The sequence below is a fragment of the Streptomyces sp. NBC_01363 genome (genome assembly GCF_026340595.1).
Taxonomy (GTDB): domain Bacteria; phylum Actinomycetota; class Actinomycetes; order Streptomycetales; family Streptomycetaceae; genus Streptomyces.
Genome location: NZ_JAPEPF010000002.1, coordinates 451835 through 471397, shown reverse-complemented (window position 1 = coordinate 471397; position 19563 = coordinate 451835). Strand labels below are relative to the sequence as shown.

Sequence of the window (19563 nt, the reverse complement as noted above, 5' to 3'; positions counted from 1 at the left end):
TCATGACCACCGACACCAATGCCGCCAGCACGGGGCCGGTGTGGGACTGGGCTGCCGGTCACGGACCCGTGACCGGCGCTCTGTCCGCCACCACCGGAGCCTTCGCCCTGGCCACCACCGCAACCGCAACCGGCATGCCGCCCGCCTGGGCCCTGGTCGTCGGCACCGCCGGGGCGATCGGGCACAGCGCTGCCGGGCTGCGCGAGCGTCTCGCGGCCCGCACCCTCGCCCTGCGGGCCGCGTCCTGGCTCGCCGGGGCCGGGTGGACCACCTGGGCCATCACTACCGGGCCCCTGACCTGGGCCGCCCTCGGATCCCTCGCCACACTCGGCGTCGGCATCGGGGCCGCCACCCACTCCTCCCGGCTCCACGAAGAGGCCCGCGAGGAAGAGGCCCTGGCCGCCGCCGCCCGGCAGGTCGCCCTGGAACTGTCCGCCGACCGCCGCGCGATCGCAGCCGAGTGGGTCGACCGGGTACAGCGGGTCTGCGGCATCACCCTGCGGGTCCTCGGAGTGGAGATGTGGCCGACCGGCACCGGGTTCACGATCGACGCCGAACTCCCGGCGGGCGGAACCACGTACGACCGGATCGCGAAGGAGTCCGCCAAGCTGAGCGCGGATGCTCGTCTGCCGCACGGCTGCACCGCGACCGCGGGGCCCGGCATCGATCAGGGCCGGGTCCTGATCGACGTCACCAACGTCAACGTGCTGGAACAGGAGGTCTTCTACCCCTCCGACTACAGCCGTCTGTCCATCCACACCGGCATCCCGTGGGGACTGCGGACCAACGCCGACGAGATCAAGGCGTACCTGCGCGAGCAGTGCGCCCTGGTCGTCGGGCCGACCGGGTCGGGCAAGACGAACATGGTCCACACGATCCTGGCCGGGTTCGCCCGCGCCGAGGACGTGCTGACCTGGGTCATCGACCTCAACGCCGGGTCGGCCGGCCTGCCCTGGGCCCGCCCCGCGTTCGACGCCCAGGGACGGCCGGTGGACGGGATGCGGCCCGGGATCGACTGGCTTGCCGCCTCGCACAAGGAAGCCATGGTCATGCTGGACGCGCTGGTCAGGGTCGCGAAACAGCGCAAGGTCGCCTACCAGGACCTCATGTCCCAGGCGAACACCGACCTGCTGCCCATCAGCCCGCAGATCCCTCAGATCATGCTGGTCGTCGACGAGGGCGCGGAGATCCTGGCCAGCACCGACCGGGAGGTCCGCAAGCTCGGCGAACGGATCCTCGAAGTGATCCGTATCGCCCGCGCGATGGGCGCCCGCACGGTCCTGACCGCGCTCGGCGCGACCGGGGCCGTGCTCGGCAATTTGATGATCCGCCGCGAGGCCAAGGTCAGGGTCGCGCTGACCGGTGGCGAGAAGGAGGGCATGGACCTGGGCAAGCAGTTCCCCGGCTCCCGTGGCCTCAAGCCCGAGCAGGCCCCGTACAAGGGCGCCGGGTTCATGGGCACCCCCGAGAGCGAGACTGCCCTGTTCAAGTCGTGGCGGATCCTGCCCAACCAGATCAGGGACATCGTCGCCGCCACCGCGGACCGGCACCCCGTGCTCGACGGCCCGTCCGCGACAGCCGCCGGGACTGCCTACGCCCAGCGGTGGAACCCGGACCGCACCCAGTGGATGCGCGACACCACCGCCACCCCCACCGACACCGCACCCGCCGCGACCAGCGGGCAGTCGTCGGCCGGCGCAGGGCTGAACCTGTCCGCCCTGCGCGACAAGCAGGCACCCGCGGGCGGGTCCGACGAAGACGCGGCAGTGCAGGCGTTCATGGACCAGATCGACAAGAAGTTCGGCACCACGGACGAGCCCGGGACCGCCCAGCCGGAACGGCCGGCCGCACCGGGGCTGAACCTGTCCGCGCTGCAGCCCGGTGACAGCGACGCACGACAGGCCGCACTCACACTGCTGCTCGCCGCCGGGCCCGGCGGAACCGGCGCTTCGGCCATCGCCCGCGCTCTCGCCGACGCACACGGCACGACCCGGCAGACCGTCGTCGGGTGGCTCAAGACCTGGGCCGAGGAAGGGGAAGCGGTCCGCGTCGGGGAAGGCACCAAGACCCGCTACGTCCACCGCCAGCACGCCCCCGACCAGGGCTGAGCAGCCCCACCTTGTCGCCTGTCGCGGGCCCTCCCCGAAACACCCCCGGGGAGGGCCCGCGCGCCTCTGAAACGGCTTGTGACCTGCAAGGCGACAAGCGACAAGACAAGACAAGCGACAAGCCGCACGACAAGCAGACGACAAGCGACACGACAAGCGACACGACAAGCCAGCGCGGGCGCCACCCCCACACCCCCAGGGACGGCGCCCGCGCTGCTGAAGGAGCCCCGTCGTGCATGACACCACGTACACGATCACCACCCACACCCCCAGCACCACCGACCAGCCCGCCCACCTCCCCACGCCCGCGGGGCCGATGATGCTGCCCTCCGAAATCCCGCCCGGCGTCCAGATGGTCACCCTTCCCGGCGGCATCCGCACCCTCGCCTACACCCCCGAACAGGCCCCGCCCGCGCCCCCGGTTCCCGCCGCGCAGCCGATCCCGGCATGGGCCAAGACCACCGCCCTCCTCGTACCGACCACCGGGGGTGGCATCGCTGCTGCCGGTATCGGGCTCTCCTACGCGGCCCCGGGACTGATCGCCATGAGCCAAGCCCTCTGGGCCACCGTCGCCCTCATCGCAGTCGGCGCCATCGGTCTCCCCGTCCTCCTGCGCACCGCCCGCAGCGGCACCAGTGGCGGACGGTCGACCACCCACATCACCCAGAACATCACCGCGTCCGGCATGTTCGGCCGCGCCAACGGCACCATCAACCACCGCTGAGGAGCAGGCACCCATGCCCGACCTGAAGACGTACGCCGACCAGATCTCCGACGCCATCGCCCGCCTCGCGTGGCTGCGAACCCTGCGGTGCCCCGTGCCCGGCTGCACCCTCCGCATCCGCTACCGGGCCGTCACCCCCAACGAGGCCAGCCATCTGGCCGCTCTCGCCAACGACCACACCCGCCACGGCGCCAAGCAGTAGCTACGCCAAGGGCGGCCCCTCTCACGCCAATGAACCGGGGCCGCCCTTGCCTGCCAGCACCTTCTACAGAACTGGAGACACCCAGCATGACTCAACCTGTCCCCATCCCGCGAGACCGCTCCCGGTCGCGCTTCTTGGTTCGCCCGATCACCGTGACCGGCATCCGCCCCGGTCTCGATATCCGGGGACTGGGCCGGGACGAGATCCCCGGCGCGGACTGGCTGTGCACGTGCGGCCACCACGAACGCGCCCGGGGCCGCCGAGCCGTCGCCGAACTGGTCGGCTGCGTACGCGTCGGGCAGTGCCCGCACCTCACCCCCTCGCAGAACAGGAGCGCCGCATGACCGCCTCTCTACTGGCCACCGCCCTGGACCTGGCCGCCCGCGCGGTCCCCGTGCTGCCGCTGCGGGCGGGCAAGCTCCCGTTCGGGAACTGCGCCGCCTGCCGGTACACCGCCTGCGGCGGCCGGCCGAACATGAAGACCGCCGGACCCTGCCGGTGCCCGCGGCCGTGCCACGGCTGGGCCGCCGCCACCACCGACCCCGCCGTACTCCAGTGCCCCGCATGGACGTCGGCGTGGCAGCAGGCGCAGACCGTCGCCTACCACCCCGGCGGGGCCGGTCTGACAGTCGTCGACCTCGACAACGCCGACGCCATCACCTGGGCCCGTGAATCGCTGCCCGCCACCCGGACCGTGCCCACCACCCGTGGCGAGCACTGGATCTACCGGGGCGCCATGGGCTCGGCGAACGGTGTCCGTGAGGGTGTCGACCTCAAGTCCACGATGGCCTACGCCCGGTGGCTCGGCCCCGGCACCGGCACCATGACCGACCTGCCGGACGCCGTGCGCGCGCTGGCCGTGAAGGAGCCGTCCGTAGCCCGGCCCGCACCGCTCGTCATCACGGCGCCCGCACCTACCGGGGGCGGGGAGTGTCGTCATCGCATGCCTGCCTATCTGGAGCGCGGCATTGCCATGGCTGAGCAGCGCATCACCGAGGCCCGCAGCGGCGTGCACGCGACCGTGTACCGGACGTTCCTCGCCGTGCTGTCCGCTCATGGCCGGTGTGGCTGCCTGACCGACACCCACGTCGCTCGGCTGTTCACCGCCGCCCAGGCCAAGGGCGAGAGCCCCCGGCACTGCACGGACGCGTGGACCAACGCACGTACCGCACTGGGGATGTGAGTCATGCCCGAGGACGAGAAGACTCCGGCCCGTGAGGTCATCACCGAGTACGCGCAGGCGCACTTCCGGTACTTCCGCACCACCGAGGGAACCGTCTACGCCCAGCGGATCGGCCACCCCGTGGCCCGCCCGATCCGCTCCCAGGGAACGACCGGCAGTCACCGGCAGGAACTCATGGTCGACCTCTTCAATGACGGGGTCGGCGTCTTCAACGGGACCTCGCTCAAGGAGGCGTTGGACTTGATCGAAGCGCTGGCGCTGAGCAAGGACGTTCAGCCCACCCACATCCGCGTCGCCCCCGGGTTCGACGGGGCGACGTGGCTGGACCTGGGCCGCGACGACGGACAGTCCATCCGCATCCACCCCACCGGCTGGGACATCCGCGTCCCTGACCCGCGTGAGGTGTGCTGGCGGCGCACCCAGCTCACCGGGGAACTCCCCATGCCCGTCCGCGACACCGACAGCAAGGGCATCGACCTGCTGTTGCGGCTGACGAACTTCGCCACCGCCGAGACCGAGTGCATGGCCCTCGCCTGGCTCGTCGGCTGCCTCGGGCCGTCCGTGCCCGTTCCCGCCCCGTTCCTCACCGGCCCCCAGGGCGCCGGCAAGTCCACGGCGGGCCGGATGCTGGTGCGGATCATCGAGGGCATGACCGGCGACCTGCGCCGCGCGCCACGGGACGAGGAGAACCTGATCACGGCCGTCGCGGCCGGGTGGGTCACCGCCCTGGACAACCTGAGCCATCTCGCCCCGGACCTCTCCGACCTGATGTGCTGCATCGTCACCGGGGCCGAGAGCATCAAGCGCGCGCTGTTCAGCGACGGTGACGTCGTGCGCTCCCGCTACCGCCGCCCGCTGCTGCTGACCGGCATCGACGTCGGCGTCATCCGCCCCGACCTCGCCGAACGCCTCCTGCCCCTGCGTCTGGAGCGCCCCACGGTCCGGCGGACCGAGGCCGAGCTGTGGGCGGAGTTCGAAGAGGCTCTACCCGTCATCCTCGGCTCCCTGCTCGACCTCACGGTCAAGGTCCGCGCGGCCGAGGCGGAGACCCCCACGGACCTGCGGATGGCAGACTTCGCTCACCTGTGCGCGCAGCTCGACGCCGCGATGAGCTTCCAGACGCTCAACGCCTACCGGACCAGCCTGGACGACCTCAACGACGACGTCATCGAAGGCGACTTGATGGCGCAGACCGTCCTCAAGCACGCCGCCACCCTCGATCCGGGCACGGAGCAGCGCATGACGTCCTCGGAGTGGCTGCACAGCCTCACCGGCCTCTACAGCGGCGACGACTGCCGCCCCCTGCCTAAAGGGTGGCCCACCACCGGCAAAGTCCTCTCGGACCGCCTCAAGCGCCTTCAGCCCACCCTCGCCGCGCGAGGGGTCCTCATCGACTGGGGACGCACCAGGGAGGGCCGCTACGTCGAAATGACCCGCCGCCCGGTCCCGTCGCCGCACGAGCAATCCCCGCTGCTCTGACCGGCCGGTCCGACAAGCAAGAGGAGCACGCCTCCGGCCACGCGGCCAGACGTGCTCCTCTTGCTGTTCGGCGGCTTGCCGCCCAAAGACGTGCCGCTCCGCGGCTCCGCATTCACGCCTTCAGACGCACCGCACCACAACAGAAACCACCCTCTCTTTTTTCTTAAGAAAGGAAACGCTGCGTCACAGCGTCACCAGACGGCCCGTAACAGCCCCTGAGCTGCTGTAACAGGCGTGACGCAGAACGCTTTCGGCTGCGTCATCCTGCGTCACCTGCGTCACAGCGCGCGCCACCGTGACGCACGCCTGCGTCACAGATGACGCACCCCCACACCCCTGCGTCACCACGAAACCCCAGCTCAGGGGGCATGCGTGACGCTGGTGACGCCGTGACGCAGAAATCCGCACCTTGGACAGGTGCGCCCCCGAAACGCCCACCGCTCGAAGCTCCAGCTTCCCGCCAAGGAGTCGCATCGTGGCCCCGAAACGTGCCCCCGAGACCGACCCGCGAACCACCCTGCGCGCCGGCCTCCCCGACCGCTACCTCACCCCCGAAGACCTCATCGAAATGTTCAGCCTGCCGAGCATCGAGACGCTCTACACCTGGCGCAAGACGGGCGTCGGCCCGCCCGCCATCCGCATCGGCAAGTACCTGCGCTACGACCCCACCGCCGTCCGCGCCTGGGTCGAGAACAACACAGAAACCGCCGCCGCCTGACACCCCGTCAACCAGTAGGGGCACGACCGACACAGGTCGTGCCCCTACTGCATGCCCACAGGAGCACCCATTGGCCGGCCACATCCAAGACCGCTGGTTCAAAACCGAGACCACAGCCGACGGCAAATCCATCCGAGTGAAGACCGACCGCCACGGGCTCGGACTCCGCTACCGCGCCCGCTACGTCGGCCCCGACGGCACCGAGAAGTCGAAGTCCTTCCCGGACCGACAGAAGCGGCTCGCCGAAAACTGGCTCACCAACGTGGCCTCCGACATGTCGCGTGGCCAGTACATCGACCCCCGCGCGGCCCGGGTGACGTTCAAGGGCTACGCCGAGAAGTGGCTCAAGGCTCACAGCGCGGACCTGTCCAGCCAGATCGTCACCGAGCAGCGTCTGCGACTGCACGCCTTCCCCATCCTCGGGTCGCGCCCGCTCGACTCCTTCCGGCCGGAACACCTCCGCGACCTGGTGAGCGCCCTTGAGGCCAATCCAGGCGTGAGCGGCGCGTACGCGCGGAACATCTACGGTGACGTTCGAGCCGTGTTGAGTGCGGCCGTGGATGACGGTCTACTGCCTCGCAATCCGTGTTCCGCGAAGTCCGTGCGCCCGCCAGCGGTCGAGCGTCGGCGGGTCGCTCCGTGGCTTCCCTCTCAGGTCCAGGCAGTACGCAGGGCACTGCCTGCGCGCTACCGGACCATGGTGGACACCGGGGCGGGGTGCGGGTTGCGCCAGGGGGAGATCGTAGGACTCGCTGAGGACGCGCTCGACTTCGAGGGGGGCATTCTCAGGGTCGTCCGGCAGGTGAAGCTCATTCAGGGAAAAGCCGTGTTCGCGCCGCCGAAGTGCAACAAGGAGCGCGACGTGCCTCTGCCGTCCTCGGTGGCAGAGGCACTGCGGGTGCACATGGACGCATACAAGCCGGTAGCCGTCACCTTGCCGTGGCGAAAGCCGGACGGCCCGAAGGTGACGGCCCGCCTCCTGTTCACGAACACCGCGAACGGTGTCGTCTGGCGGAGCAACTTCAACATCCAGGAGTGGAAACCCGCCCTTGCGCTGGCTGGCCTCATCCCGGGCGCGCGGGGCGGCAAGTACGACTCAGCCCGTGAACACGGGATGCACGCGCTGAGACACTTCTACGCTTCGGTGCTGCTGGACGCCGGCGAGAGCATCAAGGCCGTCAGCCAGTACCTGGGGCATACCGACCCCGCGCTCACGTTGCGGGTGTACGCGCACCTCATGCCGTCGAGCCAGGAGCGGACCCGGAACGCCATTGACGGGCTGTTCTTGCCCGCCTCCGAGGGGTCCGACGGCCCAGGGACGGCCCAGTAGCACACGAACGGCCCCTGCCCAGCGCTAAACGTGCTGGTCAGGGGCCGCTCGGTGCCGGATCGCCGCCAGTTCTCCGGGCTTAGGCATGGTCCATCCAGTGTCGCAGACAGAACAGTGAGGGCCCGCCGTCCTGTGGACAACGGGCCCTCACTCGTAAAATCCCAGGTCAGGGGCCTGGCCTCAGCCGGAGCCGACGAACAGCACCAGCAGCAGCCAGACCACCGGGGCGGTCGGCAGCAGCGAGTCCAGCCGGTCCATGATGCCGCCGTGCCCCGGCAGCAGCGTGCCCATGTCCTTGATCCCGAGGTCCCGCTTGATCATCGACTCGCCCAGGTCGCCGAGGGTGGCGCTGGCCGCGACCGCGAGCCCGAGCAGCAGCCCCTGCCACCAGGCACCGCCGTCGATCAGGAACTGCATGCACAGCGCTCCGGCGACCATCGCGAAGGCGACGGCCCCGATCAGGCCCTCCCGGGTCTTTCCGGGGCTGATGCGCGGAGCGAGCTTGTGCTTCCCGAAGCGCCAGCCGACGGCGTACGCGCCCGTGTCGCTGACCACGGTCAGCAGCAGGAACGTGAGCACCCGCTGCGGCCCGTCGTCGGCGGTCAGGAGCATGGCGACGAACGTGGCGAGGAACGGTACGTAGAACGCCGCGAACACACCGGCCGTGACGTCCTTGAGGTAGCCCTCGGGCGGCTCGGTCATCCGCCAGACGAGCACCGCCAGCGCGGTCAGCGCCATCGCCACCCAGGCGCCTTCGGCGCCCTGCGCGTAACCGGCGACCACCATCGCCGCGCCGCCCACCGCCAGCGGGAGGAGCGGTGCCTTGATGCCCTTGCGCTCCTGGAGCCGGGAGGTCAGCTCCCACAGGCCCACAACGACGGCGACGGCGATCACACCGACGAAGACGGCCTTCACGATGAACAGCGAGGCGACGATGACGGCGCCGAGCCCCACACCGACCCCTATGGCGGCTCGCAGATCACGGCCCGCACGTTTCTTCTGCGGGGGCGGCGGCGCGGTGGACATGGGCTCCTGCGGCTTCTCGTCACGGAACAGGGGGCCGCCGCTCAGGCGTCCGGCCCCCTGGTCCCGGTCATCACGGTCGTCAGCGTCTCTACCTGCGTCGGGAACGTCCGGCACGATGGGCATGGGCCGAGTCTGCTGGGCGTCATACACATCGTAAGCAGGACCCGCCGGAGCAGCCCGCATCTCGGGCGCACCCCAATGGCCGGCTCCCTGCGGGGCGCCCCAGGAAGAGTCGTTCATCAGACTTCGAGCAGCTCGGCTTCCTTGTGCTTGAGCAGCTCGTCGACCTGCGCGACGTACTTCGCGGTGGTGTCGTCGAGCTCCTTCTCGGCGCGACGCACCTCGTCCTCGCCCGACTCCTTGTCCTTGACCAGCTTGTCGAGGGTCTCCTTGGCCTTGCGGCGCACGGCGCGGATGGAGATCTTGGAGTCCTCGGCCTTCGCCTTGGCGACCTTGATGTAGTCGCGGCGGCGCTCCTCGGTGAGGTCCGGGAAGGTCACCCGGATGATATTGCCGTCGTTGCTCGGGTTGACGCCGAGGTCCGAGTCGCGGATGGCCTGCTCGATGTTGCGCAGCGCGGTCTTGTCGAACGGCGTCACGACGGCCATGCGCGGCTCGGGCACCGAGAACGAGGCGAGCTGGTTGATCGGGGTCAGCGCGCCGTAGTAGTCGGCGACGATCTTGTTGAACATCGCCGGGTGCGCACGGCCGGTACGGATCGCGGCGAAGTCCTCTTTCGCGACGACGACGGCCTTCTCCATCTTCTCCTCGGCCTCGAGGAGGGTTTCTTCGATCACCACGTGCTCCTGCGTGTCTTGAGTGGGCCCGTCGTGCTCGGGCCCGGCGGATCCTGCGTCGCGTCCTCACCTGCACGGTGTCCGACCGGCAGGCCGTTGTCCATCCTTCGGGGCCGGTCCCGGGGGATTCCCCGGGGGCCCGGACCTTCCCGCGGTACTCCGGGAAGGTCCCCCGGTCCTCAGGCCCGGGTGCTCCGGTCACTCACGAGCGTGCCGATCTTCTCACCATTGACCGCGCGGGCGATATTGCCGGTGGCGGTCAGCTCGAAGACGAGGATCGGCAGGTCGTTGTCACGGCAGAGCGTGATGGCGGTGGCGTCGGCGACCTTGAGATCACGGGCGAGAACCTCGCTGTACTCGAGCGCGTCGAACTTCACCGCGTCGGGGTTGGTCTTCGGGTCGGAGTCGTAGACCCCGTCCACCCCGTTCTTGCCCATCAGAAGGCACTCTGCGTCGATCTCCAGGGCGCGCTGGGCGGCAGTGGTGTCGGTGGAGAAGTACGGCATCCCCATGCCGGCGCCGAAGATGACGACGCGGCCCTTCTCCAGGTGGCGCACGGCGCGCAGCGGGATGTACGGCTCCGCGACCTGCCCCATGGTGATGGCGGTCTGGACGCGGGAGTCGATGCCTTCCTTCTCCAGGAAGTCCTGGAGCGCCAGGCAGTTCATGACCGTGCCGAGCATGCCCATGTAGTCGGACCGGGCCCGGTCCATGCCGCGCTGCTGGAGCTCGGCACCGCGGAAGAAGTTGCCGCCGCCGATGACGATCGCGATTTCCGCGCCGTCGCGGACGACCGCCGCGATTTCCCGGGCGATGGCGTGTACGACGTCGGGGTCGACACCGAGACCCCCGCCGCCGGCGAACGCCTCTCCGGACAGCTTCAGCATGAAGCGTCCGGCCACCTTGCCGTCGTCGCGCTTGTGGTCACCTTGTGCGGCGTCCGCGCCCTTGTTCATGGAGATTCTCCTCGTGCACATACGAAGAAGGCCATTGCCGGTGGGTCTGGTGTCCCTCAGCGGCAATGGCCTCCTCGTCAGATCTGCGGTCGTACGGCGTGAGTGCGGCCGACGACTGCACTAGACCCTATCGGGGTCCACCGTTGTTCGCGGACGGACTCAGATGCCGACCTTGATGCGCGAGAAGCGCTTCAGGGTGACACCGGCCTCGTCCAGAACCTTCTGGACGGACTTCTTGCTGTCCTTGGCGAAGGCCTGCTCCAGGACGACGACGTCCTTGAAGAAGCCGTTGACGCGACCCTCGACGATCTTCGGAAGGGCGGCCTCGGGCTTGCCCTCCTCACGAGAGGTGGCCTCGGCGACACGACGCTCGTTCTCGACCGTCTCGGCCGGGACCTCGTCGCGGTTGAGGTACTTCGGGGCGAAGGCGGCGATGTGCTGCGCGACGTCCTTGGCGACCTCGGCGTTCTCCTTGTCGAGCTCGACCAGGACACCGACCTGCGGCGGAAGGTCGGGCATCGTGCGGTGCATGTACGCAGCCACGTAACCGCCGGTGAACTGCGCGAAGCGGTCCAGGACGATCTTCTCGCCGAGGTTGGCGTTGGCCTCGTCGACGTACGCCTGGACGGTCTTGCCGGCCTCGATCTCGGAGGCGAGCAGCGCGGCCAGGTCGGCCGGGGAGGTCGCGGCGACGTGGGCGGCGAGCGTGTTGGCGACGGTCTGGAACTTGTCACCCTTGGCGACGAAGTCCGTCTCGCACTTCAGCTCGAGCAGAACGCCGGAGGTCTTGTCCTCGGAGATGAGGGAGACGACGGCACCGTTCTCGGCAGAACGGCCCTCGCGCTTGGCGACGCCCTTCTGACCCTTGATACGGAGCGCCTCGACGGCCTTGTCGACGTTGCCGTCGGCCTCGTCGAGCGCCTTCTTGCAGTCCATCATGCCGGCGCCGGTCAGCTCGCGGAGCTTCTTGACGTCAGCGGCGGTGTAGTTCGCCATGAGTCTGTATTTCTCTCTCGAAGTCTGAAAGATCTACGGGTGAACGGCGGGGGCGGTGCTTGTGGCACCGGCCCCCGCCGTCATCAGCCGTGACGGGTGTCAGGCCTGCTCGGCGTCCGCGGCCGGAGCCTCGGCGGCGGGGGCCTCGGCAGCAGTCTCGGCGGCGGGGGCCTCGGCAGCAGTCTCGGCGGCGGGGGCCTCGGCGGCCTCGGCGTCCGCGACCTTCTCGGTCTCGGCGGAGGTCTGCACCTCGGTGTCGGCCTTCTTGTCGCCCTCGAGCAGGTCGCGCTCCCACTCGGCGAGCGGCTCGCCGGCGGCCTTCTCGCCCGGCTTCGAGTCACCGGTGGCGGCACCGGAACGGGCGATGAGGCCCTCGGCGACGGCGTCGGCGATCACGCGGGTGAGCAGGGTGACGGAGCGGATCGCGTCGTCGTTGCCCGGAATCTTGTAGTCGACCTCGTCGGGGTCGCAGTTGGTGTCGAGGATCGCGACGACCGGGATGTGGAGCTTGCGCGCCTCACCGACGGCGATGTGCTCCTTCTTGGTGTCGACGATCCAGACGGCGCTCGGCACCTTCTGCATCTCGCGGATACCACCGAGGGTCTTCTCCAGCTTGGCCTTCTCGCGGGAGAGGACCAGGAGCTCCTTCTTGGTGAGGCCGGAGGCGGCCACGTCCTCGAAGTCGATGAGCTCGAGCTCCTTCAGACGCTGAAGGCGCTTGTAGACGGTGGAGAAGTTGGTGAGCATGCCACCGAGCCAACGCTGGTTGACGTACGGCATGCCGACGCGCGTCGCCTGCTCGGCGATGGCCTCCTGGGCCTGCTTCTTCGTACCCACGAACATGATGGAGCCGCCGTGGGCGACGGTCTCCTTGACGAACTCGTAGGCGCGGTCGATGTACGACAGCGACTGGAGCAGGTCGATGATGTAGATGCCGTTGCGCTCGGTGAAGATGAAGCGCTTCATCTTCGGGTTCCAGCGACGGGTCTGGTGACCGAAGTGGACGCCGCTTTCCAGCAGCTCCCGCATCGTGACGACGGCCATGGCCGTACTCCTTGAGGTGCTCGGTTGTCGCGACCGCAGGATTGCTGTCGCGCCTGACGCCCCGACGCGCCGTGCCACGAGGGACCGAGGAGCGCGGCCACCGTCCGCAGAGAGGGAGGTGGCGGGGCGTGCGAAGTCGACCCGGTGACCCGGATCGCCATAGGAAGTGTACGGGACGGCCCGGGTGCCGGGTGACGGCGCTGTCCACAACCGGTTAGTTGTCCACAGATCCGGTTCGTGATCCCCGCGGATCGGGGAGCTGCGGGACGGTTCTGCCATGCAATGCACAACTGATCCGACCGACCCGACCGACCCGGCTGATCCCACCTGCCCGGCCCACCCGGCAGAGCCCGCTTCCCTTCGCGTGCGGAGGGCGCTCGTGGTGGCGGTGGTGGGTCTGCTGGCCGTGCTGTGCGGCCCATCGGCCGCCGCGGCCGGAGCACCGGCCCCCGGACCCGTTCCCGCACCGACGCCGACATCGGTGGGCGACCGGGGCTGGCCGCTTGCGGGGCGGCCCGCGGTCGTACGGGGATGGGAGCCCCCGGCCGGCCCCTACGCGCGGGGCCACCGCGGGGTCGACCTCGCCACGGAGCCGGGGGCTGCGGTGCTCGCCGCCACCTCGGGACAGATCTCGTTCGCAGGGCGTGTGGCGGGGCGCGGGGTGATGGCGATCGAAGTGGCCGGCAGCGGCGATCCGCCGCTGCGGACCACGTACGAACCGGTGCGCGCGCTGGTCGCGAAGGGCGAGAAGGTGACGGCGGGGCAGGTGGTGGCGATCGTGGAGGCGGGGCCCTTCCACTGCGCGTCGGCGTGTCTGCACTGGGGACTGCGGCGTGGTGACACGTATCTGGATCCGCTGTCGCTGCTGCCGCCGTCACTGTTGCGGCAGGGTCCGTCCCGGCTGCTTCCGGTATTCGGCGTGCCCGAGCCCGCGGACTCGGCCGGGGGGACCGGGGACGGACTCGCCGCCCCCGGCGTTCTGCTCGCGGTCGCCGCGACGCGACGACCGCGTCAGTCCTGTACGCCCTGCACGCCTCGGAGGATCATGGTGACGGCGGTGTCCGCGATCACGGACGGCTCCTCGGCCACGGCCAGTTCGATACGTCGCACCGCGGCGTCCACCGAACCCTGGAGCAGCATCGCCGCCACCCTCGGCTGTGCGTGGCCGAGGTCGCCGAGCGCCTCGACGATCATGGCGATCAGCCCGCCGTGCGCGGCCCTGATCTTCTCGCGCGCCCCGGCGTCCAGCTCGCTCGCCGAAATGGCGACGACCGCGCGGTGGCGGCGGTCCCCGACGAGGTCGAGCTGTCGGCGCACATAGGCCTCGATCTTGCCCTCGGGCGTCGTGGCCTGCTCCATGGCGTTCTCGACCTCGGCCGCCCAGACGGGAAAGTCGACGGCGCAGAGCTCTTCGACCACGGCCGCGCGGGAGCGGAAGTACTCATACACGGAGGACCGGGCGAGGCCCGTGCGTTCGGCGAGGGCGGGGAAGGTCAATGCCTCCGTACCCCCCTCGGACAGCAGGGAGCGTGCGGCGTCCAGGAGGGCGCCGCGCTGCATGGTCCGGTGCTCGGCCACCGAGGCCGCTCGAATCCTGGGCACGCGTCCACTGTACGGCGACCGGTGTTCGAGAGGGCGCGTACGCCCCTGATCCGTGGCCGAAGCGGCCACGGCCACTACCGGCCTCGCGTGGGACTCAGCGCCCGGCGTCGGCCAGTTTCGCACGCAGTTGGAGCACCGATTTGGTGTGGATCTGGCTGACCCGGCTCTCGGTGACCCCGAGCACATTGCCGATCTCGGCGAGGGTGAGGCCCTCGTAGTAGTAGAGCGTCACGACCGTCTTCTCGCGCTCCGGAAGCGTGTTGATGGCGCGGGCGAGCAGCTGTCTGAGCTCGCGGTCCTCGGCGACCTCCACCGGATTGTCGGCGGCGGTGTCCTCCAGGGTGTCCATCAGGCTGAGCCGGTCGCCGCCCTCGCCGCCGACATGCAGCAACTCCTCCAGCGCGACCACGTTCGCCAGCGACAACTGGCTGAAAACCGCGTGCAGTTCCTCCAGCGCGATCCCCATCTCCGCGGCGACCTCCGCCTCGGAAGGGGTGCGCCGCAGCTGCGCCTCCAGCGTGGCATAGGCGCGTTCCACCGCGCGCGCCTTCTGGCGCACCGAGCGCGGGATCCAGTCCAGCGCACGCAGTTCGTCGATCATCGCGCCACGGATGCGGGTGATCGCGTACGTCTCGAACTTGATCGCGCGCTCGATGTCGAACTTCTCGATCGCGTCGATCAGGCCGAAGACCCCCGAGGAGACGAAGTCCGCCTGCTCGACATTGGAAGGCAGGCCCACGCTCACCCGGCCCGCGACGTACTTCACCAGCGGCGAGTAGTGAAGGATCAGCTGCTCCCGGAGCCGCTCGTCCCCCGTGGACTTGTACGAACGCCACAACTCGTCGAGCGAGGAGGGGGCAGAGGGGCGCACAGTGCCACGCGCAGCCGGTGGTACTGCCGCGCGGTCAGACCCGGAGGTGTGCTGGGGCATGTGGTGCCTTGAGCCGTTCTGCTGTGAAGTGCTGGGACGTATGTCTGAGTCGGAATCCTCGTGAGCGTAGCGTGACTGTGATGTCGCGGTCCGCGCAGGATAAAGGATCGGTACTGTGCGAATCCGGCCGATCCAACATGACTGAGGCCCGGGACCGTCGCCGCGTGCGTCGGCCCCGGAGGCGTCACTGAAGGATCCGCCGAGGTCATCTGCATCACCTTTTCACCCGAATGCTCCAGGTCAAGTACCGCCTCGCCGCGCGTCGCCATTGCAAGTCGGTCGCGGCGTCAACTGCCATCCATCGCCATCCCGTTCGACGAACCCCAGTGAGTGCAGTTCGTACAGCCTGCCGAGCGCCTCGTCGGTACTGGTGCCGGCGGCGCGGGCCACATCGCGCCCGCTGACGGCACCCCGGTACGGCAGTGCGTCGAGGACCCTGGCGGAGACCGCGTCCAGCAGGTCCCTGGGATGCACGGGGCCGCGTCTGGCCGGAGCGAGTTCACCGATGTCCCCCACCAGTTCGGCGACTTCCGAGGCATCGGTCACCAGGATGCCCTCTCCGCGCAGGAGTTCATGGACCCCTGCCGACAACCCACTGGTGGCGGGGCCCGGCACGCCCATGGTGAAGCGGCCGAGCCGCTGTGCGCAGTGCGCGGTGACCAGCGAACCGCTGCGGTATTCGGCCTCGACCACGACCGTCCCGCGCGTCAACGCGGCGATGACCCGGTTCCGGAGGATGAATCTGCTGCGGGTGGGATGATCGGACGGTGGCAATTCGCCGATGACGAGCCCTTGTTCCGCCATCCGTCCGATCAGCTCGGCGTGTCCCCGGGGGTAGGGGACGTCCACCCCGCAGGCCAGGACCGCCATCGTCGCCCCGCCGACGGCGAGCGCGCCGCGGTGCGCCGCTCCGTCGACCCCGAACGCGGCTCCCGACACGACCACCCACCCCAGCTCCGCGAGTCCCGCGCCGAGGCCGGCCGCCATGTGCGATCCGTAGGGCGTGCAGGCACGGGCGCCCACCACGGCGACCGAGCGCAGCGCCCAGAGCCGCAGATCGCGGGGCCCCCGCACCCACAGGCCGGTCGGCCTGGCGTCCGCGAGGTCGTCGAGCTGGCTGGGCCATTCCCGGTCCCCGGGGCAGATGAACCGCCCGCCGAGCGCGGCGACCACCGAGAGGTCGCGCCCGGGGTCGGCGCTCTCGGCCCGCAGCCGGTACCCGGCGAGCCGTTTCGGTGTCATTCCGCTCAGCTGCTCCGCGGTGCCGTCCCTGGTGGTGATCCGCCGTATCAGTTCGACGGCACCGCACTCGCGCAGCCAGCGGCCGCCGCGCTCGTCCCCCGGCTCGATGATGCGGGTCAGGGCGGCCCGTGCCAGCCGCTCCCGGCTGCTCACCGCCATCCCCGGCCCCGTCCCGGGCGCCTCCCCCGGGTCTTGTTCCGGGACCCGGTGCCGTGCGTCCCCCGAAGGGTCCCGCCCCTTTCCCTGCCCGCCGTCCACCCCCGGCCTCATGACGCTCCGGCGTTCGTCAGGGCGCCCCGCGGAATACCGGTCCGCAGTTCCAGCGCCACCGCGATGTCCGACGCGTCCGGACGGTCGGCGCCGCGCAGATCGGCGACCGTCCACGCCACCCTGAGCACCCGGTCCAGGCCCCGCGCGGTGAGCATGCCCCGTTCCATGTCCCGTTCGGCTTGCATGAGCGCGCCCGGTGCCGCGACCAGCCGGGTCCGCAGCTCATGGCCGGGCACCTCGCTGTTGGTGGACCACGCGGTGCCCGCCAGCCGGTCCGCGGCCCGCGCCCTGGCCTCCCGGACCCGGGCCGCGACGGAGGCTGTCGACTCGCCGCGGCCACCCTGCCCCATCAGGTCCTCGCGCCTGACCGGGTCGACGAGCACCCGCAGATCCACCCGGTCGAGCAGCGGCCCGGAGAGTCGCGCCTGGTAGCGCCTGACCGCCGACGGCGGGCATTCGCAGCCGGCACCGCTGAGGCTGTGCCGGCCGCACGGGCAGGGGTTCGCGGCCAGCACCATCAGGAATCGGGCGGGCAGCCGCACCACCCCGGCGCTGCGTGCTACCACCACATACCCCGATTCCAGCGGCTGGCGCAGCGCGTCCAGTGCCCGCACGGAGAATTCGGGCGCTTCCTCGTCTTTAGCAACCGCAGACGCGTGCGGGTGGCCTCTGAGCTGTGGGAATACGTCGCGTAGGACTCCGCGACGTGCTGAGTCCGACGGTCCGTCAAGCATTTCGAGCTGCCTCACGCATGTGCAGCGATGTAGGAGAGGGCACCGAGGCGAGCCCCCTCGTTCGCAAGGGCTGAACGCTCGTGCCCGGGATGCGGTCCAGGGGGAGGCTAGGACGATGTTTGGCCGCCGACACGATGGCGTGAAGTCGGCAGCAGCCGAGCACGTGGGGCGTATGGGGGTCTGACCGAGATACGCGCCAAAGGGGCAACGGGATGATCTTGAAGCCCTGATGCGCTCGGATCTATGTGCGGCGGCGTGCGGCGGGGTCGCGTTCGGCGACGTGCCGGGCGACCGAGTCGACGCCGGGCCGTGCGTATCGCTCCAGGGAGCGGACGGATGCGTGGCGGGAGCGAGCCAGCAGCATCGGGGTGGAGGTGCCGTCTTCCGCGTCGTGCGTGAGGGCACTGTGCCGTAGCCGGTGGAGCGTCCAGCCGTCCAGGTCCTCGATGTCGTCGGGTGAGGCGAGGGGGTTGGCCAGCAGCCGGGTGTTCTCCTCGAAGATCTCCTCAGCGCGACGGTAGGAGAGCCGGGCCCGGCCGGTCTCCGGGCACACGTCGAGCGTCGGTGTTCCAGCGGGGGCCTTGCGGTCGGTGAGGAACAGCGGGCCGCGGTTGCGGCGTGCGATGAGGCGGGGCAGGAGCTGGGCGGTGCCGGACTGCCAGTGAATCCACTCCGTCGCCCCGCCCTTGGCAGTGATCTTCCCGCGCTTGTCCTGCGGGTACAGGTCTTCCACGTTCAGGCACAGCACCTCGTCGGCCCTGGCCGCCGACTCGTAGAGCATCTTCCACTGCGTCTTCTCCCGGAGTCCGACGTCCAGGCGCCACAGGGCGGCGATCTGGTTCTCGGCCAGGGCCTTTGTGCGGTCCGGTGGTGCCGGCCGCCGCTCGATGCCGATCGTCGGGTCGCACTCGATCCAGCCTTGGCGCTGCCACCAGCCGATCGCCTTGCGCGCGATGGACAGTTCGCGGTTGACGGTGTCGGCGTCCATCTCGTCCGCCCGCGCCGCCGCCAGCTCGGCCAGGACCTCCGGCAGCACCGGGTCGTCGATCGCGGCGACAGGGAAGACGGGCGGCTTCGCGCCCCGGCGGGCGGGTCCGGTCGGCGCCGGTTCACCAGTGAGCATCCACCCCCACGTCGTCAGCGAGATCCGGTAGATCCGCGCGGAGGACTTCGCGATGCCCGCGCCGGTGAGGTAGCGCTCGACCGCCGCGGTGTACGACGCGGGAGGGGCGGACAGAGGTACGACCCGAGCGCGCGGCAACCGAAGTGTGTTCCCGCTCCCGAGTTCGGTCACTGGTTCGATCGTCACGCCGCTCCACCGCCACCGGATCTGCCGCAGTAAATGCGTACACCTCGCCCCTGCGGCCAGAATGGTCCGCCGCAGGTCGCGGTGATCACAGTAGGGGCTCCGCCGCAGTAAATCCGGCATTTACTGCGGCAGAGCGCTGGCGAGCCATCAGGCACCAAACGGCGCGGCCGTGCCGGTCTGAACGGTTCGCGGGTGGTGTCAGGATGTGGCGCGCAGGATTTCGCCGAGGCGTCGGTGGGCGAGGTAGTTCTTGGCGAGGTGGAAGTCAAAGGCGCCGATGGTCGTGTGCTCGTCGGTGCCGACGCCTTCAAAAGTGCGGCCTACGCCACCCGCGGGCACGGCGACGATGTCACCGGGGTCGGCAAGATTGACCCAGCGGGCGACACCCGGCGGCCGGGCGCCGCGGCCATTGACCGGTGCCGGCCACAGGCGCGGCAGGACCGCATGCGGCAGGGCCAGCGGTGAGCCGAGGGTGACCAGAAGGTCGACCTCCAGGTCGGGACGGTCCCACAGAGCTTCATAGGCGACGACCGAACCGAGGGAGTGTGCGATCACCACGCGCGCGCCCGTCGTTTCAAGGGCGTCGGTGACCCGGGCCCGGATAGCGGCACGGGCCGGACTGTTGGGGTCCTTCAGATAGGCGTGGACCTCCCGGCAGAAAAGCGCGACGAACCACCTCGTGGCGGGCGGGCCGAGAAGCCGCATCTGGGCGAGGGTCTCGACGGCCTGGCGCACCGGGACGGTCGACCGCCCTGCGGCGGTACCCGCAGGCAAATCGAAAACGTCCAGCCATTGGCGGGCGAACTCGATCTCGTGCGGGTCCAGGTCGTCGAGGTCGTCGCCACCGCCCTGCCGGCCGGTCGGGCGCAGCAGGTCGGCGTAGTACGCCATGGATATCTCGGGTGCCGGTGC

The 19563-nt window shown here is 70.0% G+C and carries 18 protein-coding genes and 2 pseudogenes; 9 read left to right on the top strand and 11 right to left on the bottom strand.

Annotated elements, in window-relative coordinates; genetic code table 11:
• Positions 1-2 precede the first annotated feature (2 nt).
• The 8 genes from OG611_RS30205 (at position 3) to OG611_RS30170 (ending at position 7744) form a co-directional block, all read left to right on the top strand.
• A complete protein-coding gene (locus OG611_RS30205) occupies positions 3-2108 on the top strand; it encodes a hypothetical protein (RefSeq protein WP_266427335.1) in 2106 nt (701 codons plus the stop codon).
• Positions 2109-2424: 316 nt separating this feature from the next.
• On the top strand, positions 2425-2832 hold the full coding sequence (locus tag OG611_RS30200) for a hypothetical protein (RefSeq protein WP_266431316.1): 408 nt from the start codon (positions 2425-2427) through the stop codon (positions 2830-2832).
• A gap of 13 nt (positions 2833-2845) precedes the next feature.
• The gene (locus OG611_RS30195) at positions 2846-3034 is read left to right on the top strand and encodes a hypothetical protein (protein ID WP_266427333.1); all 189 of its coding nucleotides are present in this window, start codon (positions 2846-2848) and stop codon (positions 3032-3034) included.
• Between the two features lie 86 nt (positions 3035-3120).
• Complete coding sequence (locus OG611_RS30190) at positions 3121-3378, top strand: hypothetical protein (protein WP_266427331.1); 258 nt, start codon at positions 3121-3123, stop codon at positions 3376-3378.
• Positions 3375-4217 carry a bifunctional DNA primase/polymerase gene (locus tag OG611_RS30185; RefSeq protein ID WP_266427329.1) on the top strand — a complete coding sequence of 281 codons (843 nt, stop codon included), beginning with the start codon at positions 3375-3377 and terminating at the stop codon, positions 4215-4217. Before OG611_RS30190 ends, OG611_RS30185 begins: the two co-directional genes overlap by 4 nt.
• Before the next feature lie 3 nt (positions 4218-4220).
• Complete coding sequence (locus tag OG611_RS30180; protein WP_266427327.1) at positions 4221-5696, top strand: ATP-binding protein; 1476 nt, start codon at positions 4221-4223, stop codon at positions 5694-5696.
• Positions 5697-6171: 475 nt separating this feature from the next.
• Complete coding sequence (locus OG611_RS30175; RefSeq protein WP_266427325.1) at positions 6172-6414, top strand: AlpA family transcriptional regulator; 243 nt, start codon at positions 6172-6174, stop codon at positions 6412-6414.
• A 70-nt stretch (positions 6415-6484) separates the two neighbouring features.
• On the top strand, positions 6485-7744 hold the full coding sequence (locus OG611_RS30170) for a site-specific integrase (RefSeq protein WP_266427322.1): 1260 nt from the start codon (positions 6485-6487) through the stop codon (positions 7742-7744).
• Positions 7745-7924: 180 nt separating this feature from the next.
• Here the strand turns inward: OG611_RS30170 and OG611_RS30165 are convergent, their stop codons facing one another.
• The 5 genes from OG611_RS30165 to rpsB form a co-directional block, all read right to left on the bottom strand.
• Positions 7925-9010 (bottom strand): phosphatidate cytidylyltransferase, encoded by a 1086-nt coding sequence (locus OG611_RS30165; protein WP_266427318.1) that lies wholly within the window; start codon positions 9008-9010, stop codon positions 7925-7927.
• Positions 9010-9567, bottom strand: coding sequence for a ribosome recycling factor (frr, locus tag OG611_RS30160; RefSeq protein WP_266427315.1), 558 nt, complete (start codon positions 9565-9567; stop codon positions 9010-9012). Before frr ends, OG611_RS30165 begins: the two co-directional genes overlap by 1 nt.
• Before the next feature lie 179 nt (positions 9568-9746).
• A complete protein-coding gene (gene pyrH, locus OG611_RS30155) occupies positions 9747-10523 on the bottom strand; it encodes a UMP kinase (RefSeq protein WP_266427313.1) in 777 nt (258 codons plus the stop codon).
• 159 nt (positions 10524-10682) lie between these two features.
• Positions 10683-11519, bottom strand: a complete 837-nt coding sequence (gene tsf, locus OG611_RS30150) for a translation elongation factor Ts (RefSeq protein WP_266427310.1) — start codon at positions 11517-11519, stop codon at positions 10683-10685.
• 99 nt (positions 11520-11618) lie between these two features.
• Positions 11619-12563, bottom strand: a complete 945-nt coding sequence (gene rpsB, locus OG611_RS30145) for a 30S ribosomal protein S2 (protein ID WP_266427308.1) — start codon at positions 12561-12563, stop codon at positions 11619-11621.
• A gap of 364 nt (positions 12564-12927) precedes the next feature.
• On the opposite strand from rpsB, the pseudogene OG611_RS30140 reads away from it, so the two are divergent.
• Positions 12928-13494, top strand: a pseudogene (locus OG611_RS30140) (peptidoglycan DD-metalloendopeptidase family protein); the annotation flags it as partial.
• An 80-nt stretch (positions 13495-13574) separates the two neighbouring features.
• Here the strand turns inward: OG611_RS30140 and OG611_RS30135 are convergent.
• The 6 genes and pseudogenes from OG611_RS30135 to OG611_RS30110 all read right to left on the bottom strand — a co-directional run bounded on the left by OG611_RS30135 (position 13575) and on the right by OG611_RS30110 (position 19542).
• Positions 13575-14141 carry a TetR/AcrR family transcriptional regulator gene (locus OG611_RS30135; RefSeq protein ID WP_266431314.1) on the bottom strand — a complete coding sequence of 189 codons (567 nt, stop codon included), beginning with the start codon at positions 14139-14141 and terminating at the stop codon, positions 13575-13577.
• Positions 14142-14259: 118 nt separating this feature from the next.
• Positions 14260-15096 carry an RNA polymerase sigma factor WhiG gene (gene whiG / locus OG611_RS30130; protein WP_266427305.1) on the bottom strand — a complete coding sequence of 279 codons (837 nt, stop codon included), beginning with the start codon at positions 15094-15096 and terminating at the stop codon, positions 14260-14262.
• A 240-nt stretch (positions 15097-15336) separates the two neighbouring features.
• Positions 15337-16497: a DNA-processing protein DprA gene (gene dprA / locus OG611_RS30125; protein WP_266427302.1), complete on the bottom strand. Its 1161-nt coding sequence runs from the start codon at positions 16495-16497 to the stop codon at positions 15337-15339.
• 107 nt (positions 16498-16604) lie between these two features.
• Positions 16605-17240: pseudogene (locus tag OG611_RS30120) on the bottom strand (ATP-binding protein); the annotation flags it as partial.
• Positions 17241-17583: 343 nt separating this feature from the next.
• Entirely contained in the window at positions 17584-18651 is a 1068-nt protein-coding gene (locus OG611_RS30115; RefSeq protein WP_266427299.1) for a tyrosine-type recombinase/integrase, read from the bottom strand.
• Between the two features lie 198 nt (positions 18652-18849).
• Positions 18850-19542 (bottom strand): serine peptidase, encoded by a 693-nt coding sequence (locus tag OG611_RS30110; RefSeq protein WP_266427296.1) that lies wholly within the window; start codon positions 19540-19542, stop codon positions 18850-18852.
• Between the last annotated feature and the right edge of the window lie 21 nt (positions 19543-19563).